The sequence below is a fragment of the Pyrinomonadaceae bacterium genome (assembly GCA_036277115.1).
GTDB lineage: Bacteria > Acidobacteriota > Blastocatellia > Pyrinomonadales > Pyrinomonadaceae > UBA11740.
Map to the genome: position 1 here is coordinate 940,992 of DASUNM010000027.1, position 18,945 is coordinate 959,936.

At 56.1% G+C, this 18,945-nt stretch carries 15 protein-coding genes; 11 read left to right on the forward strand and 4 right to left on the reverse strand.

All coding sequences use genetic code 11. The features are described 5' to 3' along the window. Positions 1-31: 31 nt before the first annotated feature. A complete protein-coding gene (locus tag VFX97_20410) occupies positions 32-2,095 on the forward strand; it encodes an alginate lyase family protein (protein ID HEX5705576.1) in 2,064 nt (687 codons plus the stop codon). Between the two features lie 369 nt (positions 2,096-2,464). Here the strand turns inward: VFX97_20410 and VFX97_20415 are convergent, their stop codons facing one another. Continuing rightward, positions 2,465-3,901: a pitrilysin family protein gene (locus tag VFX97_20415; GenBank protein ID HEX5705577.1), complete on the reverse strand. Its 1,437-nt coding sequence runs from the start codon at positions 3,899-3,901 to the stop codon at positions 2,465-2,467. Between the two features lie 79 nt (positions 3,902-3,980). Next, positions 3,981-5,408: a pitrilysin family protein gene (locus VFX97_20420; protein ID HEX5705578.1), complete on the reverse strand. Its 1,428-nt coding sequence runs from the start codon at positions 5,406-5,408 to the stop codon at positions 3,981-3,983. A 132-nt stretch (positions 5,409-5,540) separates the two neighbouring features. Here VFX97_20420 and VFX97_20425 point away from each other — a divergent pair, with 132 nt between their 5' ends. Further along, the gene (locus VFX97_20425) at positions 5,541-5,681 is read left to right on the forward strand and encodes a hypothetical protein (protein ID HEX5705579.1); all 141 of its coding nucleotides are present in this window, start codon (positions 5,541-5,543) and stop codon (positions 5,679-5,681) included. Here the strand turns inward: VFX97_20425 and VFX97_20430 are convergent. Then, positions 5,671-7,416: a carboxypeptidase-like regulatory domain-containing protein gene (locus tag VFX97_20430; GenBank protein HEX5705580.1), complete on the reverse strand. Its 1,746-nt coding sequence runs from the start codon at positions 7,414-7,416 to the stop codon at positions 5,671-5,673. The genes VFX97_20425 and VFX97_20430 overlap by 11 nt on opposite strands. Continuing rightward, positions 7,413-9,107: a carboxypeptidase-like regulatory domain-containing protein gene (locus tag VFX97_20435; GenBank protein HEX5705581.1), complete on the reverse strand. Its 1,695-nt coding sequence runs from the start codon at positions 9,105-9,107 to the stop codon at positions 7,413-7,415. Before VFX97_20435 ends, VFX97_20430 begins: the two co-directional genes overlap by 4 nt. 164 nt (positions 9,108-9,271) lie before the next feature. On the opposite strand from VFX97_20435, the gene VFX97_20440 reads away from it, so the two are divergent. The 9 genes from VFX97_20440 to VFX97_20480 all read left to right on the forward strand — a co-directional run. After that, entirely contained in the window at positions 9,272-10,948 is a 1,677-nt protein-coding gene (locus tag VFX97_20440) for an adenylate/guanylate cyclase domain-containing protein (GenBank protein ID HEX5705582.1), read from the forward strand. Positions 10,949-11,098: 150 nt separating this feature from the next. After that, positions 11,099-12,244, forward strand: coding sequence for a site-2 protease family protein (locus tag VFX97_20445; protein ID HEX5705583.1), 1,146 nt, complete (start codon positions 11,099-11,101; stop codon positions 12,242-12,244). Positions 12,245-12,271: 27 nt separating this feature from the next. After that, positions 12,272-13,642 (forward strand): phosphoglucosamine mutase, encoded by a 1,371-nt coding sequence (gene glmM, locus VFX97_20450; GenBank protein ID HEX5705584.1) that lies wholly within the window; start codon positions 12,272-12,274, stop codon positions 13,640-13,642. 415 nt (positions 13,643-14,057) lie between these two features. After that, a complete protein-coding gene (locus tag VFX97_20455) occupies positions 14,058-14,801 on the forward strand; it encodes a tetratricopeptide repeat protein (GenBank protein ID HEX5705585.1) in 744 nt (247 codons plus the stop codon). A 146-nt stretch (positions 14,802-14,947) separates the two neighbouring features. Then, entirely contained in the window at positions 14,948-15,118 is a 171-nt protein-coding gene (locus VFX97_20460) for a hypothetical protein (GenBank protein ID HEX5705586.1), read from the forward strand. 419 nt (positions 15,119-15,537) lie between these two features. Next, positions 15,538-15,921 carry a 30S ribosomal protein S12 gene (rpsL, locus tag VFX97_20465; protein ID HEX5705587.1) on the forward strand — a complete coding sequence of 128 codons (384 nt, stop codon included), beginning with the start codon at positions 15,538-15,540 and terminating at the stop codon, positions 15,919-15,921. Between the two features lie 3 nt (positions 15,922-15,924). Continuing rightward, positions 15,925-16,395 carry a 30S ribosomal protein S7 gene (gene rpsG, locus VFX97_20470; GenBank protein ID HEX5705588.1) on the forward strand — a complete coding sequence of 157 codons (471 nt, stop codon included), beginning with the start codon at positions 15,925-15,927 and terminating at the stop codon, positions 16,393-16,395. Positions 16,396-16,455: 60 nt separating this feature from the next. Then, positions 16,456-18,558 (forward strand): elongation factor G, encoded by a 2,103-nt coding sequence (gene fusA, locus VFX97_20475; GenBank protein HEX5705589.1) that lies wholly within the window; start codon positions 16,456-16,458, stop codon positions 18,556-18,558. Positions 18,559-18,576: 18 nt separating this feature from the next. Beyond that, positions 18,577-18,945 (forward strand): GTP-binding protein (locus VFX97_20480; protein HEX5705590.1); only part of this gene is annotated, 369 nt, incomplete at its 3' end.

An 18,945-nucleotide genomic window follows, 5' to 3' on the forward strand; every position in this document is an offset into this window, starting at 1 on the left:
GCCTGAACTCCAAAATCTATGGGAGGCCGCTATGACTAAGCCTTATCACCTGATGATCCGAAACGTGAAAAGCATAATTGCATTTGCGTTCAGTCTTTTTCTATTTTCTGCGGCCATTCTTTCCCAAACAGGAAGTAATTATTACGACAATTTCGATGACGGTGTCATGGACACCGTTAAGTGGACAAAAGGATTAATGAGCAGGCCTGCGTCGCAATTTGATCCGAACATAGCTGTTACCGAGGCATCTGGTGCTTTAGTGATAACACCGTTGTCATCAACATCTGGAGATCATTATTCAGGCTATATCAGTCCAGAAATGAATCTGAATGGTCTGACTATATCAACTGAACTTCTTCCCAGAGGGACAGACAAATCCGAATCCATATTTGGGATAGGAAGAGTTTACGGTCAACATTATCGATTCCGGATCATAGGAAGCACGATTTATTTTCAAGCTTACACTGGAAGCGATAAAACCAGCACTTATAGCTCCACTACTTACCGGTTCCTAAGATTCAGAATTACTTCCAGTAAGGTTTATCTGGAAACGAGTTCTAATAATACATCCTGGACTCTAAGACGTTCCGTTAGTTACAACTCGTTCTTGACAAGTTCAAGAATTGAGCTTGTTGGTGGTACAGGTGAAAGTGTATCGAGTCCTTCGCTCACGAAATTCAATTACCTTCACGGTGTAAGCGGTGGTTCACCTACACCTACTCCGACGCCAACTCCAACACCGACGCCAACGCCTACTCCAACGCCAACGCCAACGCCTACTCCGACGCCAACGCCTACGCCGACGCCAACGCCTACGCCGACGCCAACGCCGACGCCAACGCCAACTGGTACTGGCGGAGGAAGAGGGTACTTAACAACACCCGTTGAGTTGGCCGCGACAAAACAAAAGGCCACAAGCAACATTCAGCCTTATAAAGCTTCTGTTGATGCGGCTATAGCGTACGCGGGTACGCCTACTGATTGGACTTATACGAACGTCAACTTAATGGATCGTGATGAGTTGAGGAACGCGACGGCAAAACTTTATGCCAAGGCACTTGCCTATCACTTAACTGGTAACTCAGCTTACGCGGCACAAGTAAGGACCAGAATTTTGGAAATGTCTCAAAACGACGATCCGGGCGTCAACGTCTGTAGTGTTGGTGACGGATACTCTGGAGGCAATGGTTGCATCCTGACGGCGGCCAGACACATATCGGGATATATAGCATCTGCAGACCTGATTGAAACTTACTCAGGATGGACAGCCACGGACAAACAGGCATTTCAGAATTGGTTGGGGACTTACATTTATAAGTTCACCGATTGGGCAAGCGATCAGCGGAGCCATAATTGGGGTTCAGTTGGAAGTGCCACGACTCATTATATTGCTGACTACTTCGCAGGTTCTGGACTAAACCTTGTTGATAGGAACGGCGTTTCTTTCACTCCAAGACAAGCCTTTGATGAAGCAACTCAAAGAGTGTTGGAGAGACATTCCGGAAATAATACTGGGGATGTATTTTTCAGTGCCAACCCCAGCATGACCAATTCGGTTTGCCCTTACGATGGAGCGAACGGCATTTCATGGTTCGGAGGAATCCCGGAAGAATTGGGAAGAGAGAATAGCGACTCAAATCCTGCTCTCTACTGCCCTTACCAGTGGATTCCTACTGCCGGCGGTGATGCGCATAGTTATTACGCTGCACACCTGTCGGGGACTTTGATGTCGGCAGAATTATTGTGGAGAAGAAGCGACAGAATTCTATATGACTATGTTGACTCCAATAGTAAGGGTTCTATCCTCATGGCGATAAGATTCGTCATTGATAACCCTATCGATGTAAGTAAGTCACAGGATTGGTTCCCGACCTCAAGGTCTACCGTGCTTGAGATAGCTTACAGATACTACAGCCGTAATCCGGCCACGGCGGTTACTTCTGGAGTAGCTGCTATGGCAACTCAACTTGGAATCAACGGTACAAGGTTGATAGCCGGGGGAGGCAACAGTGCAAATCCGCACTTTGGAACTTTGACACACGGTTACACACCTGGAGAGAGCATAGGTCCGCCTCCGACGAGTCCGAAACCTTAAAAGCAGGGTCGTGGGTCTTTTTCAATGTTGAGCAGGGAGTCAGCCTCGCGTTATAGACGCGCTTTGAGCGATAACATCGCACTGGAGGAACAATGAAACATATAGCTCGGATTATTGCCGTGTTGGTTTTGAGCTTGGCTGCGGCGATCTCACTCGACACTCCAGCAGGTAAGACCTGTCCTAAGACAGCTGAGGGTGTCGCTTGTGCCTGCCAAAATCCCGACAACCCATGTTGTAGCCCTTATTGTCCTGAGTGTTGTTACGGAAAGGTCTGCCCTCCCGGACAAACTAATCCGTTACTCAAGTAATTAAGCCAAAGCATCGCCGCCGCGCCAGAGGCGAAATAAGGCGTGACACCCGCGCGCTTCGTTAGATTCCCGCTTGCCCGGTGAAAATGTTTTTGTCGATTTGGGTTGGATTGCCGAGCACGACGAAGCGAATGTTGCGCATGTACTTCTGCGCGACGCGCTGCACGTCGGCGGGTGCCACCGCGCGAAGCTTGGCGATCGTCTCGAATGAATTTCGCCAGCCGCCGCCGATCAGTTCCCACTCAGCGAGGTTCGCGGCCTGCGCCGCGTTGGTCTCTTGTCCCAGGTAATATGACGTCAGGTATTGCGAGACGACGCCGGTGATGTCGGTTTGATCGAGCGGGTGTGTCTGCAGTCGCCGGATCTCATCAAGCATTACGCGCACCGCCTGGTTCGCATCGACCGCGCTCACGTAGATCCCGCCTACGTTCGCCGCCTGGCTGGACAGAAATGCGCTGGGTGCATACGAAAGGTTTCGCTTAACCCGGACTTCTTCAAACACGCGGTCGCGCAGCATCGCCGACGCAATCTCCATCGGATAAATGTCCGGTGAGGTCAGCGGCGGCGCGGCGAACAAACCCTGCACATAATTTGTCGGCAAAGAGCGCTCAGTGACATTGACGCTCGGCGAGCTAAACGAAAGTTGCGGCACCGAATCGGCGCGATAGCTGCCGCGCGGGAGTTTGCCAAACGAATTGGTGATTTGCTGACGCAGTTGATTTACGTTGAGATCGCCGACGACAACCAGCAGCAATCGCGACGTCTCCAGCACTTGCTGGTGGTAGCGCCGGATGTCTTCGAGGGTCAGCCGCGAAACGGATTCGACGGTGCCTTCGGGACGATTCACATAAGGATGACCGGCATAGGCAGTATGCTCCTGCAGTCTTTGCAGGTACGTGTCCGGATCGTCCGAATCATCGGCGAGCGAGGCCAGCGCGCGCGTCTTTGCCAAATCGAAATCTTCTTTGGTGAATGAGGGACGCAGCGCGACGTCGGTGAATAAGTTCCACATGCTGTCAAAGTTTGTGCGCGTCGAGGTCATCGACAGCACTGAGTAATCGTAGTTGTCGCTCGAAGTGAGAACGGTGCCGGTGCGCGCTAACTCCGAACGCATGCGTTCGCGCGGATAGCTGGCGCTGGCTTCAGTGGCGACTTGCAGCATCAGGTTCTCCACGCCCGCGTTCGAGGCGGTGATGTTGCGGGACCCGCCTTTGATAAACAGACCGGCGGCGACGCTCTGGCCGCCTTCGCGACGCTTGAACAAAACCTTCAGGCCGTTAACTTCAAATTCGGTGACAAGCGAAGCCTGTCGCGTGATCAGACTTTGAAGATCGTTTGATTGGGCCGTCGTGGGCGCTGTCGTGGTTGTGGGCGGCGCGGGTGTTTGGCCGAAAGCAGTCAGCGAGAAAGTAAGCAGTAAGCAGTAAGCAGTGAGCAGGAAAACCCATTTTCCATTTCTCATTTTCCAATTTTCATTTTTCATTTTGTCAGTTCTCATCATCTTGCTCTTAACGATTACCTTGCTCTTGTAAAGCCAAATGCCAAATGAAAAATGCCAGATGACAAATGGAAAATGCCTACTGCCCAATCAATTCTTCCGGCGTTAGCTTCACCTGCTGCTGCGCTTCCGTGGAAATAAGCGCCAGCCCAATGTGGGGCTTACCCTGAATATACGTGGTGACGTAACGGTTGATGTCGGGGCGCGAAGTGCGCCGCAGGGCCGGCAAATAGCCGCGGAAATAATCCAGGCCGGTCGAGGACCACCAGAAGCTCAGAGTGTGCGCGTATTCGCTCAACTTTTCGCGCGAATACAGGTCATCGGCTTCAAGCAGCGCCTTGGCACTTTCCAACTGTTCGTCGGTGAAATAATCCTTGTCGTTGAAGTGCGCGACTTCGTTGTAGATCGCTTTGATCGCGGCGCGAGATTTGTCGGGTGTCGTCTGCGCGATGATTTGGATTGGTCCGACGTTGCGTTGCGTTAGATAGCCGATCGTAACGCCGGCGACCAGGCCGCTGTCCACCAGGTTGCGCTGAAAGCGTGAGTTGGGCTGCGTCAGGATGAACGAGAAGACGTCGGCGGCGTACGTGCCGGGATTGTCTTTAACGGTTGATGGCCCGTGCCAACCGATGTTGATGATGACGTTCTGCACGGGTTGCTGCACGACGGCGCCTTCGCTTTTGGCGAGGGGCGGATGCTCGACCATCGGAAATTCCACGAACGGATCACGCTCGCGCCGCGGCCAATCACCGAAAAACTCCTGCGCCAGTTTAAAAACCTCTTCAAATTGAACGTCGCCGGTCACGATCAGCGCCGAGTTGTTCGGCACATAGTAACGAGACTGAATCAAACGCATCATGTCAGTCGTCGCGGCGGAAACCGTCTGCCGACTACCCAATGGATTTTTCCGGCTCGGATATTTGTAGTAGAGCCGGTTGGTCATCTCGAGATTCAGGTAATAGTAGGGATTCGATTCGTTGCGATCGATTTCGCCGATGACCACCTGCCGTTCCCGCTCGAACTCGCCTTTATCAAACAGCGGATATCGCGACGCGTCGCGCATGAAATTCATCGCGGTGCGCAGGTTCGGACTGGTCGTCGTGAAGTAGTAATGCACGACTTCTTCCCGCGTCGTGGCGTTGTAGGCGATGCCGAGTTGGCCGATTTTCTGGAGGTACTGGTCGGCGTTCGCGATGGCGCGATTCGCCTTAAAGAACATGTGCTCGTAAAGATGGGACAAACCGTTCAGCTCAGGCGGCTCAGTGAACGAACCGTTGCGTACGGCCAGCTCAATCGTCACCAGCGGCACGGAATGATCTTCCAGCGTGACCACTTCCAGACCGTTTGGCAGCACGCGGCTGTTGATGTCCGACGCCGGTTTGGTTGTCGTTTTTGCTTGCGCGCTTTGACCTTGCCGGTTCTGCGCAAGCCTGGGAAAGGTCGGCCGGGCGGCGAGCTGCGCGACCATTGCCAACACGATGCTGAAAACAAGAAAAATTCGTTTCACGTCAAGAGTCCGTTCTGTGCGAAATGGGTTTTAACCTGCCGCATTAATGCGTTAATACGCGCGAAACTGTAAAGGGGATTCAAAAACACTCTAGCATACGGTCTGCTGAGTCACAGAGCGCGCTCATCGGAAGTGGCACAGACTTTAGTCTGTGTTTCTCCGTCGAAATCACAGACTGAAGTCTGTGCCACTTCGGAACCGTTCGATGAAGGTGTGCCGGAAATGGATGTCAGTCTCGATCCGCAACACATGGGCGAGCACGTTACGGTTTAGCCGGCGGGTAGGCAAACTCGTAGTTCTCGAGTCGCTCGCATGCCTTCAGCGTCACACTCTGCTTTGCTTTTTCGGCTTCACGAGTGACGGTCGTTCTAAGATCAAGATCTTCGCGGATCGAGATCATTCTTGGTGTATCGCCCTCGGCAGCCCGCGCGTGAATTAAATAGTCACCAGGCACCACGTTCCGGATGTTAAAGGCGCCGTCGCTTTCCACGCGCGCTTCAAAATACCTGAGCAGATTCAGCGCGTTCTCTTTCTCTGCCGGAACAAGATAGACAACGGTTCGCGACGGTAGTCGCTGTCCTTCGGCAACGGTTATGCGGCCGCGTAGGCCGGCTGCGCCTTCGCTGATCGTTACGGTCAGCCCGGACACCGATTGCTTCACATTGACGCCCTCGCTGACTACTTTCCAATCTGTCGCCTTCGTGTTTGCGCCGAGCGCCACCGAACGGAAGTACCACGCGGCACTTGGAAGTTGGACGTTCAGTCGATAAGTGCCGGCGCGAAGATTGCGCAATATGAAGTCACCTTTCGCGTCGGGCACGTCTTCAGCGCCTTGCTCGAGCGCGCTCAACGGCACCGCATCGGCCAGGGCGTCTTCTGGGGCGCCGGGCTTCGTTGGTTTCTTTTGCCGCCGCACGCTGACGACTGTCTCTTGAAAAGCAGTGGCCCGTCGCTTCACGCAATCCGCCGGTGAGCTGCTATCGAGAATGACCCGGCCTGTAATCGCGGGAAGCGGAACCACGGTGAGATGCACACCCGTGATGTCAGCGCCCTGAACCTTGATGCGTTTCGGCTCAGATGCTCTGACGTCGCGTGTTGCTGAAAACTGTTGCCCAACCAATTCGTATTCACCGTCGGGCAGTCCGTAAAAAACGAAGGTGTGGTCAGTGAACATTGAGGCCTGCGCGCCCATCAGCATCGTTCGCGTTTTTACGTCCGTGAGGGTTACTGTCCCGCCGGAGCTCATGGCTCCTTGCGCGTCCGGGAAACCAGACACCGTTCCGCTGATGGCGTGGCCCGGTTCGGCGCGGTACTGAATGTCGGCGGTCGCTTCTTCGCCGCTGCGCACGACCACTTCCTGGGCCGTGTCGCGGGTGGCTGAGGGTGCGTACGTCGGCACATCCTGGTCATACGCGGTCGTCCCGAACCCGCCAAAGAACCTGCTCATGCCGCCGGCTGAAACTACGTAGGTCCCCGGCAGCAAAGTGTACATGCGATACACGCCGCGATCGTCAGTCATTCGCTCAGCGACCGCGCCAAGGCTTTCGGTTGGTTTGCCGTTTTCATCACGAACGCGAAAAGCGCGGACGGGGGTGGCGATAACGGGCGCGTCATTCTTGAGTACTCGGCCGGTGATGACTCCACCCTTTCTCAAAGTAAGTGTGACTGAATCACCCGTGTGATAAATGCCGCGCGTTTCAGGTGGAATGCTTTGCGGGTCGACAACGAACCCCGACGCGCCGGCCCAGACGCGGTAAACACCAATCTCCAGATTTTCGATGCGGAACGCGCCGTTGCTGTTGATAACTGCGGTCTGCGGCGGAACGGTACCGCCCAGCGGCGAAGCGTAAACGGTCGTTCTCGTGGGAAGATCTCCGGATGACGAGGTGACGATCCCCGTGATAACTCCGGTTTTGGTTGAGCTCGCTTCCGGCGCCTGCGCCTGGATTGCGACAGCCAGTGCCTGAAGAAGGATGAAGGCGGCCAAAAGTTTTCGCAGGGTGATCACGGGCCACCTTCTTTCGGCGTTAAGTCGACGAGGAAATCAACCTGAGTTTCGACGCCGTCTGAGACGGTGACCGTCTGAGTCTGCGGTTTGATCGGGCGTGCTCCTCCTGGTGGTGGTGGAACGTAATTCATGTTGAGCACCACCTCATATGTGCCGCTCGTCAGACTGCTAATAAGAAAACGGCCGCGGGCATCCACCATGCCCCCACCAGCTTGAGGCGCTCCCTCGCGTCGCATGCTGATAAACATGCGGAGGTTTGGCGGCAGGTCGCCTCCAACAACTCTGACGGTGCCGCGAACGGTGCCGGAGCCGAGCGAAGCTACGATGCGCAGATCGGTTATCGATTCACCGGCTTGAACCTCAAGGTTCTGGGTGACATCCAGGCCACCGCGTTCGGCGCGCAGTATCGTGATGCCGCGCAGCGGTGAAGTCGGCATTGCCGCGATGTAAAGCCGGGCCTTGCCCGGTCGCATGCCGGAAAGCTGAAAGCTCCCATCTGCAGCAATCGCTGCGGAACTGGAGGTTGAGTTTCCCGGATTTGTCGGCGAAGTAACGTTAGCGCCGACTCTTAGAAGTCCGAGGTTCTGTTGTAGTTCTTTCGCGCGACTGCCCTCGAAGACTACCACCCCACTCAACGTCTGCCCGCGCGTCGCCTTCACTTCAAGATTGGTAACGTCGGCGTCAACAATCTCAAAGAAGATCGTGTCGGCGTAATGCGCGGAAGATTCGAAAGATGCCGCCACCGACACGCCGTACCGGCCGGGCTCGAGGCCTTCCAACCGAAACTCACCGCGGGCGCTGGCGGCCGAACCGACGTAGTAGGCATAGAAAGGTTGGTTCACTTTTGCGGGGCCGTACGATAAGCGCAGGTTGGGAATCGGCTGGCCATTCTCAGCATCGACGACGCGGCCGCTGGCGACAAAAGTGTTCGCGGCGCGGCCGACCCGGATGTCGATATTGTTGGCCTCGGTACCGTCTTGCAATTCTACGACTGAAGCTTTGGCTGCGTCGGTAGTGTTGCCGTAGAAAGTTACCGGATAGTAGGTGCGGTTTCTTGACGACATGAAACCACCTTCAGTTGTGCCAACGCTGAGGCGATAACGTCCCGCCGACAGACCGTAGATCCGGTAGATGCCACGATCGTCCGTCTGGCTCATCTGATAATTTACCGGAATGTTGTTGCCCTGGTTGGTTACGTTGCCGGCTTGATCGACTGTCTGCAAGTTTATTCGTTCTTCGATCACCGGCTTGCCGTCCGCATCCGTAACGCGACCCGTAATCACGGCACCCTGGACAAGTTTTATGTCGACGTCGTCAGCTTCTTCGCCCGGCGCCAGCAGCAGGCTTTTACCCATGCGGCTCATCGGACCCGATGATCCGGTTTGCTCAGGCGCTAACGCGGGAGCGATAGCCGTAATCTGATATTGACCCGCCGGCAACCCCGTTAAGCGGTAGCGCCCGTTGGCATCGGACTTCGCGCGCGCGGCGGGCTGCTGAAAAGGTCTATCCAACTGTTGAGCCGCAACCAAAATGTCGGGAGCGCCTTTTTCGTTCACGGTGATTCTGCCCGAAATTGTAGCGGTTGGTTTCGCGCCCGCGGGCGCAGTTTGCGCCTGGGCCGAGAGCGGCACGAGCAACAGCAATGCAGCAAGTGCGCTTGTAAACGGAAGCGAGAGTCGTTGGAGCGGCATGGGGTGCTGCCTCCTTTGCGAGGGCTAAAGCCGTTTCAGGGCGTCATCATCCCACCGTATCAGGTGAACGGCAAGAAAAATCCGAGGCCGAAAGTGTTGCTAGGATTGACGAGTGTTTGCTTGTAGAATCGGCTGCGCTCTTCGGCAATATCGAGTTAGAACCGATGCCTCTTCTAAAGATCACAGACGCCAGCGGTCGCCAATCGGAGCACAGTCTGGCGCCGAAACTCACTTGTAACATCGGGCGCGCTCCCGACAATCAAATCGTCCTGGACGATCCGCGCGCGTCGCGTCACCACGCGCACATCCAGCCGGCCGACGATGGTTCGTTCGTGATCATCGACGGCGTTTACGTCAACGGCCAGATAAATCGGAGCGCGAACAAGATCTTCATCAACGGCGAACAGAAGTTCGAACACGTCCTGAAGAACGGTGATCGCGTCACGATAGGCGCCAGCACGATCAAGTTCGAACAGCCAAAGGAAGAGCGCACCGCCGATCTGAGTTACGACGACAAGCCGCTCGGCCATACACAGGTGTTGATGTCGGCCAAGGATGTTTTGAGCACTGTGCTCAAGCAACAAGCCGACACGGGGAAGCTGCCTGGCGCCGGCCGCGACAAAGTTCTCGAGCAATTACAACGAAAGGCAAACATCCTTGCCGAGCTTTACGAGATGAGCAAAGCGCTCGGCTCGGGGTTCGACCTCGATCGGATTTTCAAGATGGCCACGGACATCATCTTCCGATCGACGCCGGCGGATCGCGTGGTCGCGCTGCTTGCGGACGGGGTGGTCACCGAACAAAACGCCGACGAGGCGAAACTGTTTCCCATTGCCACCCGCGCGCGTGACGAAAAACTTGAAGCGTACGCCAAGAAGATGACCATCGGACGGACGATCACGCGGAAGGTGATGAAAGACCGCGTGGCGCTGCTGTCGCAGGACGCCGCCGCCGAAGAACAATTCGCGGGGGTGGATTCGATTGTTTCGCAAGGCGTGCGTTCGACAATTTGCGCGCCGCTGTTTACTGAGTCGGGCGTTCATGGCGCTTTGTATGCCGATCGTTTGGATCCGTTTTCCGCATTCAAGCCCGACGACCTTGAGTTGATCAGCGCCGTCGCCGCGCAAACGGCGATCGCGGTTGAGAACGTGCGCGCGCACGAGCGGCTGGCAAAAGAAGAAGTTGCGCGGGCGAACTACAGCCGGTTTTTGCCCGAGTACGTCGTCAAGCAAATGCTGGAAAATCCCGAGTCATTCAAACTCGGCGGCGTCACGCAAACCATTACCATCCTGTTCGCCGACATTCGCGGCTTCACGCGAATCTCTGAACATGCGGCGCCGGAAAAGATTGTTGATTTGCTTAACCGCTACTTCTCAGCGATGACGGACATCATCTTTGCGCATGGCGGAACGCTGGATAAGTATCTCGGTGACGGACTAATGGCGCTGTTCGGCGCCCCCACCACGACTCCTAAAGACGCGGCGAATGCTTTGGCGGCGGCGGTCGCCATGCAGCGACGGATGATCAGCATCAACACCGAACTTCGCGAGGAAGGCTTCCAGGAAATTGGGATCGGTATCGGATTGCACACCGGCGACGTGACGGTTGGCTACATCGGCTCTGATCGTCGGTCGGAATACACCGCGATTGGTGATGCAGTAAACACCGCTTCACGGCTCGAATCGAATGCCAAAGGCGGCCAGATCCTGGTCAGTGAAGCGACTGCCAAAGCCGCGAAGTCGCGATACGAACTCACCCCGCGTGACGCGATCAACGTCAAGAACCGCGAACAACCCGTTCCGCTGTTCGATGTGCAGTGGCAAAAGGCGACGGGCACTTAGCCGGCCAAGTGCTAAGGGCTCAGAGCCAAGCAAAGGGAAAGACTAGTGTGGAACTAGCGGGAACCCCTAAAGACAATCAGCATCTAATCCAGTGTACGCAGCACCTAACTAGTAACACTTAGCACCTGGCTCTTACCTCTTTGCCGCCTTATGGCCTTCCGCGATTTCTTCAAACGACAAATCCTGATCGCGCGCGTCTTCGGCATTCCTGTGCGAATCGACTATCGCTGGTTCGCTGTGTTCGCAGTGAGCGTGGCGTTGATTGCGGTGAACGTGCGCAGTCGCTGGATGCAACTTGGCGTCGTGCTCCTTCCGCCGACCGGCGAGTTCATGGCGTGGGTCCTCGGGGTGGTTACGACGCTGGCATTGTTCGTCTCTGTTTTCGGACATGAGTTGTCGCACGCGTTGATGGCCCGAATCGAAGGCATCGCGATCGAAGAAATCGTCCTGCATCCCTTTGGAGGACTCGCGCGTATGCGAACTCAACCTGAAAGTCCGCGCGCCGAATTCAGGATTGCAGTGGCCGGCCCGGCGGCGAGCTTTCTGTTTTCGATGATTGCGTTTGGAGCGTTGTGGATCTCGACGCGGCTGGAATTCTATTTCGCGATCTATCTTTTCTTTTTTGTCGCTTCCGGAAATCTTCTGCTTGCCATCTTCAATTTGTTTCCGGGTTATCCGCTGGACGGCGGTCGCGTGCTGCGCGCAATCGTTTGGAAGCGCACTGGTAACATGCGCGAGGCGACGCGGATCGCCGGCTTCTGCGGACAGTTGATTGCGCTGATCCTGATCGCGTTTGGAATTTACATGGTGGTCGCGCCCACGTTTCGCGCGTATTTTATGGGCCTTTGGGCCGTCATGGTGGGCGTGTTCCTGCTGGGCGCCGCAACCAGTGTCGTGAAGGGCGCGCGCGAACCGTCGACTGTGCGCGATGCCATGGCAGTTCCGGTTGCCATCGAGCCGGACTCAACCGTGCAGAGTTTTATCGACGAGCTTCTGCCGTTGCATCGTCAAGCGACATTTCCCGTGGCGCGTGATCGGAAACTGCTCGGCATCCTCTTGCTCGACGATCTCAAGAATGTGCCGCGTGAACAGTGGCGTACGCGACGCGCGCACGAAGTGATGCGCCCAGTCAACTCGTCGATGTTTGTGCCGTCCTCGGCGACCATGGCTTCGGCGCGCGAGTTAATGCAGCGCAACGGCGTCGGTGCGGTTGCTGTAATTGATGAACGGTACGATCTCATCGGCTTTCTGCGCCACAAGCTGACCAAGGGACAAAAGCCGCAACGCTCTTCGTAAGCCCGCACGGGCCTTGTACACCTCTTTATGAAAAAACTTTTTGGGACTGACGGGATTCGCGGTGAGGCCGGAAAGTTCCCCCTTGATGCTGCAACCGTTCAGGTGATTGGTCGCTCGCTGGCCAGACGTTTGGCTGAACGAAGTGACAGGGCGGCCAGGATCGTCGTGGGGCGCGACACGCGCGAATCGGGCGGATGGATTGAAGAGGCGTTGATCTCTGGGGCGAGAGAGACGGGTGCCGAGGTTGAGTCCGCCGGCGTAATTACCACACCCGGCGTCGCATTTCTGACGCGGACATTGCCCGCCGACGCGGGAGTTGTGATCAGCGCTTCTCACAATCCTTATCATGACAATGGCATCAAGATCTTCGAGCCGTCCGGGCGCAAGCTGGATGACGCAATGGAGCGGGCGATCGAGTCGGACATTGCTGGTCAAGACAAAGCTGAGCCCGCAATAGCCGCCGGTCCTGACCCCGCCAGGACTTCCGAGTCCGCAGAGTTACGAGGCAGATACGTTGACTACTTGGTTGATGAAATCGGCCGGCAGCTTTCGTTGGCGAAGCTGAAAATCGTGGTTGACTGCGCGAATGGCGCCGCTTCCGAAATCGCTCCCGAGGTCTTTCGTCGACTGGGCGCGAATATGATTGCGATCAACAACACGCCGGACGGACGAAACATAAACTTGAATGCCGGATCGCTTCACATCGAAAGCTTGCAGGAGCGTGTCGTTGCGGAGGGTTCCGATCTTGGCGTCGCGTTCGATGGCGACGCCGATCGCGCTCTGTTTGTTGATGCGACCGGAAAGTTTGTCGATGGCGACGCAACGCTTTGGGTGCTGGCGAACTATTTGAAAGCCCGCGGCGAGCTGTCGGGCGACAAAGTTGTCGCCACCGTGATGAGCAACATCGGACTGGAGATCGCGCTTCGTTCACAGGGCATCAATCTTGAGCGCACCGACGTGGGCGACAAGTATGTTCTGGAGGAACTCTTGCGCAGCGGTGGGGCGCTGGGTGGTGAACAGTCGGGTCACATCATTTTTCCGAAAGTGAGCCTCGCGGGCGATGGGATTATCACGACGCTCATGCTGTTAAGCGCGATCGTTGAAAAGCAGGAATCGCTCGGGGAACTCACCCAGGGAATTCAGCGCTATCCGCAGGTTCTGGTGAATGTAGGCGTCCGGGAAAAGCGCCCGTTTGAGGAACTGCCTTCAGTGCAGCGCCTGGCAGGCGAAATCCAACAATCATTGGGTGATCGGGGCCGTTTATTGCTTCGCTATTCGGGGACTGAGCCGCTGGCGCGCGTGATGATCGAAGGTCCAACCGAATCCGAAGTTAATCAGCAGGCTCAACGCCTGGCCGCCGCTATTGAGAAAGAGATCGGCGCCCCGAGCGATTCGTGACCGGACTGCTCACAGCGCCACATGCTTCGATCGAGGAAAATTTACAGACAGGGCTGTGAAAGAGTTGCACAGTTGGACGCAAAGGCGTCGATGGGCCAACAAAAACTAATGTATTTTCAAGTGTTTTCTCTGTCCAAAAAACTCTATTGCGCGGCACAATCGTTGCGGTGTATATTGCGGGGCAAGAGAGACGGTTGGTGGATCCTCCGTCTCAAGTGGTTGCTGGGGTGAGGACAGTAACCACGAAAATGGATGGGCGCTGCGACCCCCACGTTGCAGCGCCCATTCTATTTATGACGAAGCGCAAGACAGCTTGCGCTTTCTTTTTTTGCCCTCAAACCACTTTAGATTTAAGACAACAATCAGCCGGCTATTTGACTCACAAAGACTATTCAGCGTAGATAGGTGCGGGTTCATGGCTGGAGCATCCTTTATTCGCCTCTCCCCGAAAGCATCGCTCGTCATCTTTGTAGTTTTACTGGTGACGCTTAGCGCGGGCGCCTGTCGCAAACGAGCCAACTCGGGCAACGCGAACTCCAATTCACCGACAAACTCAGCGAATCCTGAGGAGACCAACCGGCAGGCGCAGGCTTTAGTCGATCAGGCGCGCGAGCTTTACAAGAACGACGAAGACGAGCGCGCGTTGGAAATTCTCAAGCAGGCAATCCAAATCGATCCGAATCATGCCGAGGCGCATCTTCGTTTGGGCATGTCCCTGGCGGCTCTGGGGAAGAAAGACGAGGCCGAAGAGCAGTACAAGAAGGCCGTCGATCTTTTCAAAAAGAGGACTCAGAACGATTCAAAAAACAGTGCCGACTACTTCTACTTGGGCGAGGCTTACAACTTTCTGCATCGCGATGAAGATGCCGTGCGCGCCTATCGCCAGGCGACGCAGGTAAAGTCGGATGATGAGGAGAGCTGGTACCAACTTGGCAGCTCGCTGAATAAGCTGGCGCGTTACACCGAAGCGATTGGCGCGTTCGAGAAAGCGTTGGAACTTCAGCCGGAAGACTATCGCGCGACCGAGGGGCTGGAAGAAGCGAAGGAAGGCGCGCAACGTATTCGCCAGGGCCGGAAGCATAACGAGGAGATGCTCCGGAAGCAGCAGAATGCCAACGCGAACGCCAATTCAAATTCAAGCTCCAAGCCAAGTCCTTAGACTCGCTTGGGATGATCCCCCTCGCTGCCGCTCGGGGTCCTGACACGAGACCCTCTTTGCGAACTTGAGCCGTACCGAGTAGGATCGCTGCGGCATTTAAAGAATCACCCACCCGCTACCGCAGGTGGTACTGACGTAACGAGCCCATGGCCACTTACACACCACCGCCTTATTTTCCGCAGAGTTCGCTTTCGCCGCCAAGCAAGAACCGTTATCTAAAGTTCAAGCTGATGGTGGGGGCGCTGGTGGTCCTGTTGCTGGCTATCATCGGCGGCGCGATCACCGGAATCGTCTATCTCATCAAGGCGCTGGCTTGAGCTGCGCTGGCGCGCTTGACATCAAAAGTGCGCACCCTTATAGTTTCCCGTTTCGGACTCAGTTTCCGATTTCCTCTAGTGCAACGCTGTAACTGGTTCTGTCGGTGCGGAGGCGTTGCCCGGCTCGATGCGTGGCATCGGCCGTTAAATATTGTGGCGTAAAGCTCGCATCCTTCACGATGCGAACGCGGCAAACGGCCCCGCCTGGTGCCGCGACGCTACAGAAAAGCTTCGGCTAATTTTGGGCTTTGGGAAGCCAAATCCGCGCCCGCCTAAAAGCGAAAACAGAACGTCCCTTTAACTAATTTGGAGCAGGCCAGTTTGTCTGCGCTGACTGCCGGACACGTTCCGGAAAGAGGCAGGCCGCGGCCCTTTTTGCGCTTTACACGCCCGCTACCGAGTTTGAGAAACAGGTAAAGATGCCGACGATAAATCAACTAGTTCGTAAAGGACGCCAGGCAGTCAAATACAAGACGGCCAGCCCGGCGCTCCAGAGTTCTCCGCAGAAACGCGGTGTATGCACACGCGTCTATACCCAGACGCCGAAGAAACCGAACTCCGCGCTGCGCAAAGTCGCGCGCGTTCGTCTGACCAACGGCATCGAGGTCACGACCTATATTCCGGGCGTCGGCCACAATTTGCAGGAGCACTCGATCGTTTTGATTCGTGGCGGGCGCGTCAAGGATTTGCCGGGGGTTCGCTATCACGTGATTCGCGGCACGCTGGATTCCGTCGGCGTCAGCGATCGCAAGAAGAGCCGTTCGAAATACGGCGCCAAACGTCCAAAGGGAGGCGCGAAGTAACCGATGCCGAGACGCAGAGTTGCAGAGCGAAGAGCTGTTCTTCCCGATCCGGTCTACAACAGTCCGCTGGTGACGAAGTTCATCAACGGCATCATGTGGGGCGGCAAGCGTTCGCTGGCCGAGCGTACTTTTTATGATGCCCTGCGGCAGGTCGGCGATAAGGCCGGCGATGAGCCTTTGAAAGTTTTCAAGCGCGCCATCGAAAACGTCAGACCCACGGTTGAAGTGAAATCGCGACGCGTCGGTGGATCCACCTATCAGGTGCCGGTTGAAGTCCACCAGGAGAGGCGTGGCGCGCTGGCAATTCGCTGGATCGTCGCCTATGCACGCAGTCGCGGCGAAAAGACAATGACCGATCGGTTGGCGGCTGAGTTACTTGATGCGGCGAACAATCGCGGCAACGCAGTGAAGAAAAAGGAAGATACGCATCGCATGGCCGATGCGAATAAAGCATTTGCTCACTACAAGTGGTAAGGGTACGCACGCCTCCGGCGTGCCACCACAGCACGCTGGAAGCGTGCGTACCAATAGAAGATGGCTAAGCACGACGATTTAAATCTGTTCCGGAATATCGGCATCATGGCGCACATCGATGCCGGTAAGACCACCACCACGGAACGTGTCCTTTATTACACGGGCGTCTCGCACAAAATTGGCGAGGTGCACGAGGGCACGGCGACCATGGACTGGATGGAGCAGGAGCAGGAGCGAGGCATCACGATCACCAGCGCTGCGACGACCTGTTTCTGGGAACGGAACGGTGTCGATCATCGCATCAACATCATCGACACGCCGGGCCACGTAGATTTCACGATGGAAGTTGAGCGCAGTCTGCGCGTGCTTGACGGCGCGGTCGCGGTATTCGATGGCGTCGCCGGTGTCGAGCCGCAGTCCGAAACTGTTTGGCGTCAGGCAGACAAATACGGCGTCCCGCGCATTTGTTTTATTAACAAGCTCGATCGCGCCGGCGCGTCGTTCCAGCGCTCATTCGATTCGATTATTGCCCGCCTGGGCGCAAATCCCGTCGCTCTCCAAATTCCCATCGGACATGAAGATCAGTTCAAAGGCGTCATCGATATCATCACGATGAAGGGGCTGGTCTGGAACGATGAATCAAAAGGCGCAAAGTACGAAGAGATTGAAATTCCGGCCGAGCTGAAAGAAGAAGCCGCCGCCGCGCGTGAAAAATTGATTGAAGCGGTCGCGATGGTTGATGACGACTTGATGCACAAGTACGTCGAAGCCCAGCCGATCACTGAAGCCGAGATTCGCAAAGCGCTGCGCAAAGGAACGCTCGAGCTGCGTTTGGTCCCGGTGGTGACGGGTTCAGCTTTCAAGAACAAAGGCGTGCAGACGCTGCTCGACGCCGTCGTCGACTATATGCCGTCGCCGCTCGATATTCCGCCGGTTGAAGGCGTCAATCCGAAGAACGCTCAGAAAGAAACGCGTCCGCCGGATGCGACGGCGCCGTTTAGCGGTCTGGTGTTCAAGATCATGGCTGACAAGCACCTCGGCCAGCTTTCGTTCGTGCGCATTTACAGCGGCACGATCAAGTCAGGTTCGTACGCGTACAACTCAGCGAAGGACACGAAAGAGCGGGTCGGCCGGTTGATGCGCATGCACGCAAACAAGCGTGAAGATATTGAATCGGCGAGCGCCGGCGAAATCATCGCCATCGGCGGCATGAAGCAGGTCACCACGGGCGATACGGTTTGTGACGAAAACAAGCCGATCATTCTTGAGGCGATCGAGTTCCCCGCGCCGGTTATTCGCGTCGCCGTGGAGCCGAAGACGCGTGCCGATCAGGACAAGCTGGGTGTGGCGCTTGGCCGGCTGGCTCAGGAAGATCCTTCATTTAACGTTTCAACCGACCAGGAAACCGGTCAGACAATTATCGCCGGAATGGGCGAGTTGCATCTCGAAATCATTGTCGATCGCATGAAGCGCGAGTTCGGCGTCGAAGCCAATGTGGGCAAACCGCAGGTCGCCTATCGCGAGACCATCACCCAGCCCGCCGCGGGTAAAGAAATCTTCAAGAAGCAGACCGGTGGTCGCGGGCAGTATGCGCATGTCGAGCTCGAGATTGAGCCGGCGCCCGGCGAAGGTTTTGTTTTCGAGAGCGAGATCAAGGGTGGCGCAATTCCGCGCGAGTTCATCAAGCCGACCGAGCAGGGTGTTCACGACGCCATGGAACGTGGCTATCTCGCCGGCTATGACCTGGTCGACATCAAGGTGCGCCTGGTTGACGGTGGCTTTCACGAGGTTGACTCGGACGAGCGCGCTTTCATTATTGCCGGTTCGCTGGCTTTCCAGGACGCGGTCAGGAAGGCCAAGCCGGTTCTGCTGGAACCAATCATGCGGATCGAAGTGGTAACGCCCGACGATTATGTGGGCGCCGTGAACGGCGATCTGATGAAGCGTCGGGGCCAGTTCGCCGGCACTGAGATAAGGCCAGGCGGCGCACAGGTGATCACCGCGTACGTGCCGCTGTCGGAAATGTTTGGTTATACGACCGACCTGCGTTCGGCAACGCAGGGTCGCGCAACTTCGACGATGCATTTCGAGCGTTATGATCAGGCGCCCAAGAACGTCGCTGAAGAAGTGATCGCGAAGGTTCAGGGCGTGGCAACTAAATAGGGGACAGATAGAACAACCATGAGCAAAGAGAAATTTGATCGCAGTAAGCCGCACGTGAACATCGGGACGATTGGGCACGTGGACCATGGCAAGACGACTTTGACGGCGGCCATTACGAAAGTTTTGGCGAAGAACAATCCGAAAGTGCAGTTTGTGGCTTTCGATCAGATTGATAAGGCGCCGGAAGAGAAAGCCAGAGGCATCACGATCGCGACCGCGCACGTCGAGTACGAGACGCCTAATCGCCACTACGCGCACGTGGACTGTCCGGGTCACGCCGACTATGTGAAGAACATGATCACCGGCGCGGCGCAGATGGACGGCGCGATTCTGGTGGTGGCCGCGACCGATGGTCCGATGCCGCAGACCCGAGAGCACATCCTGCTC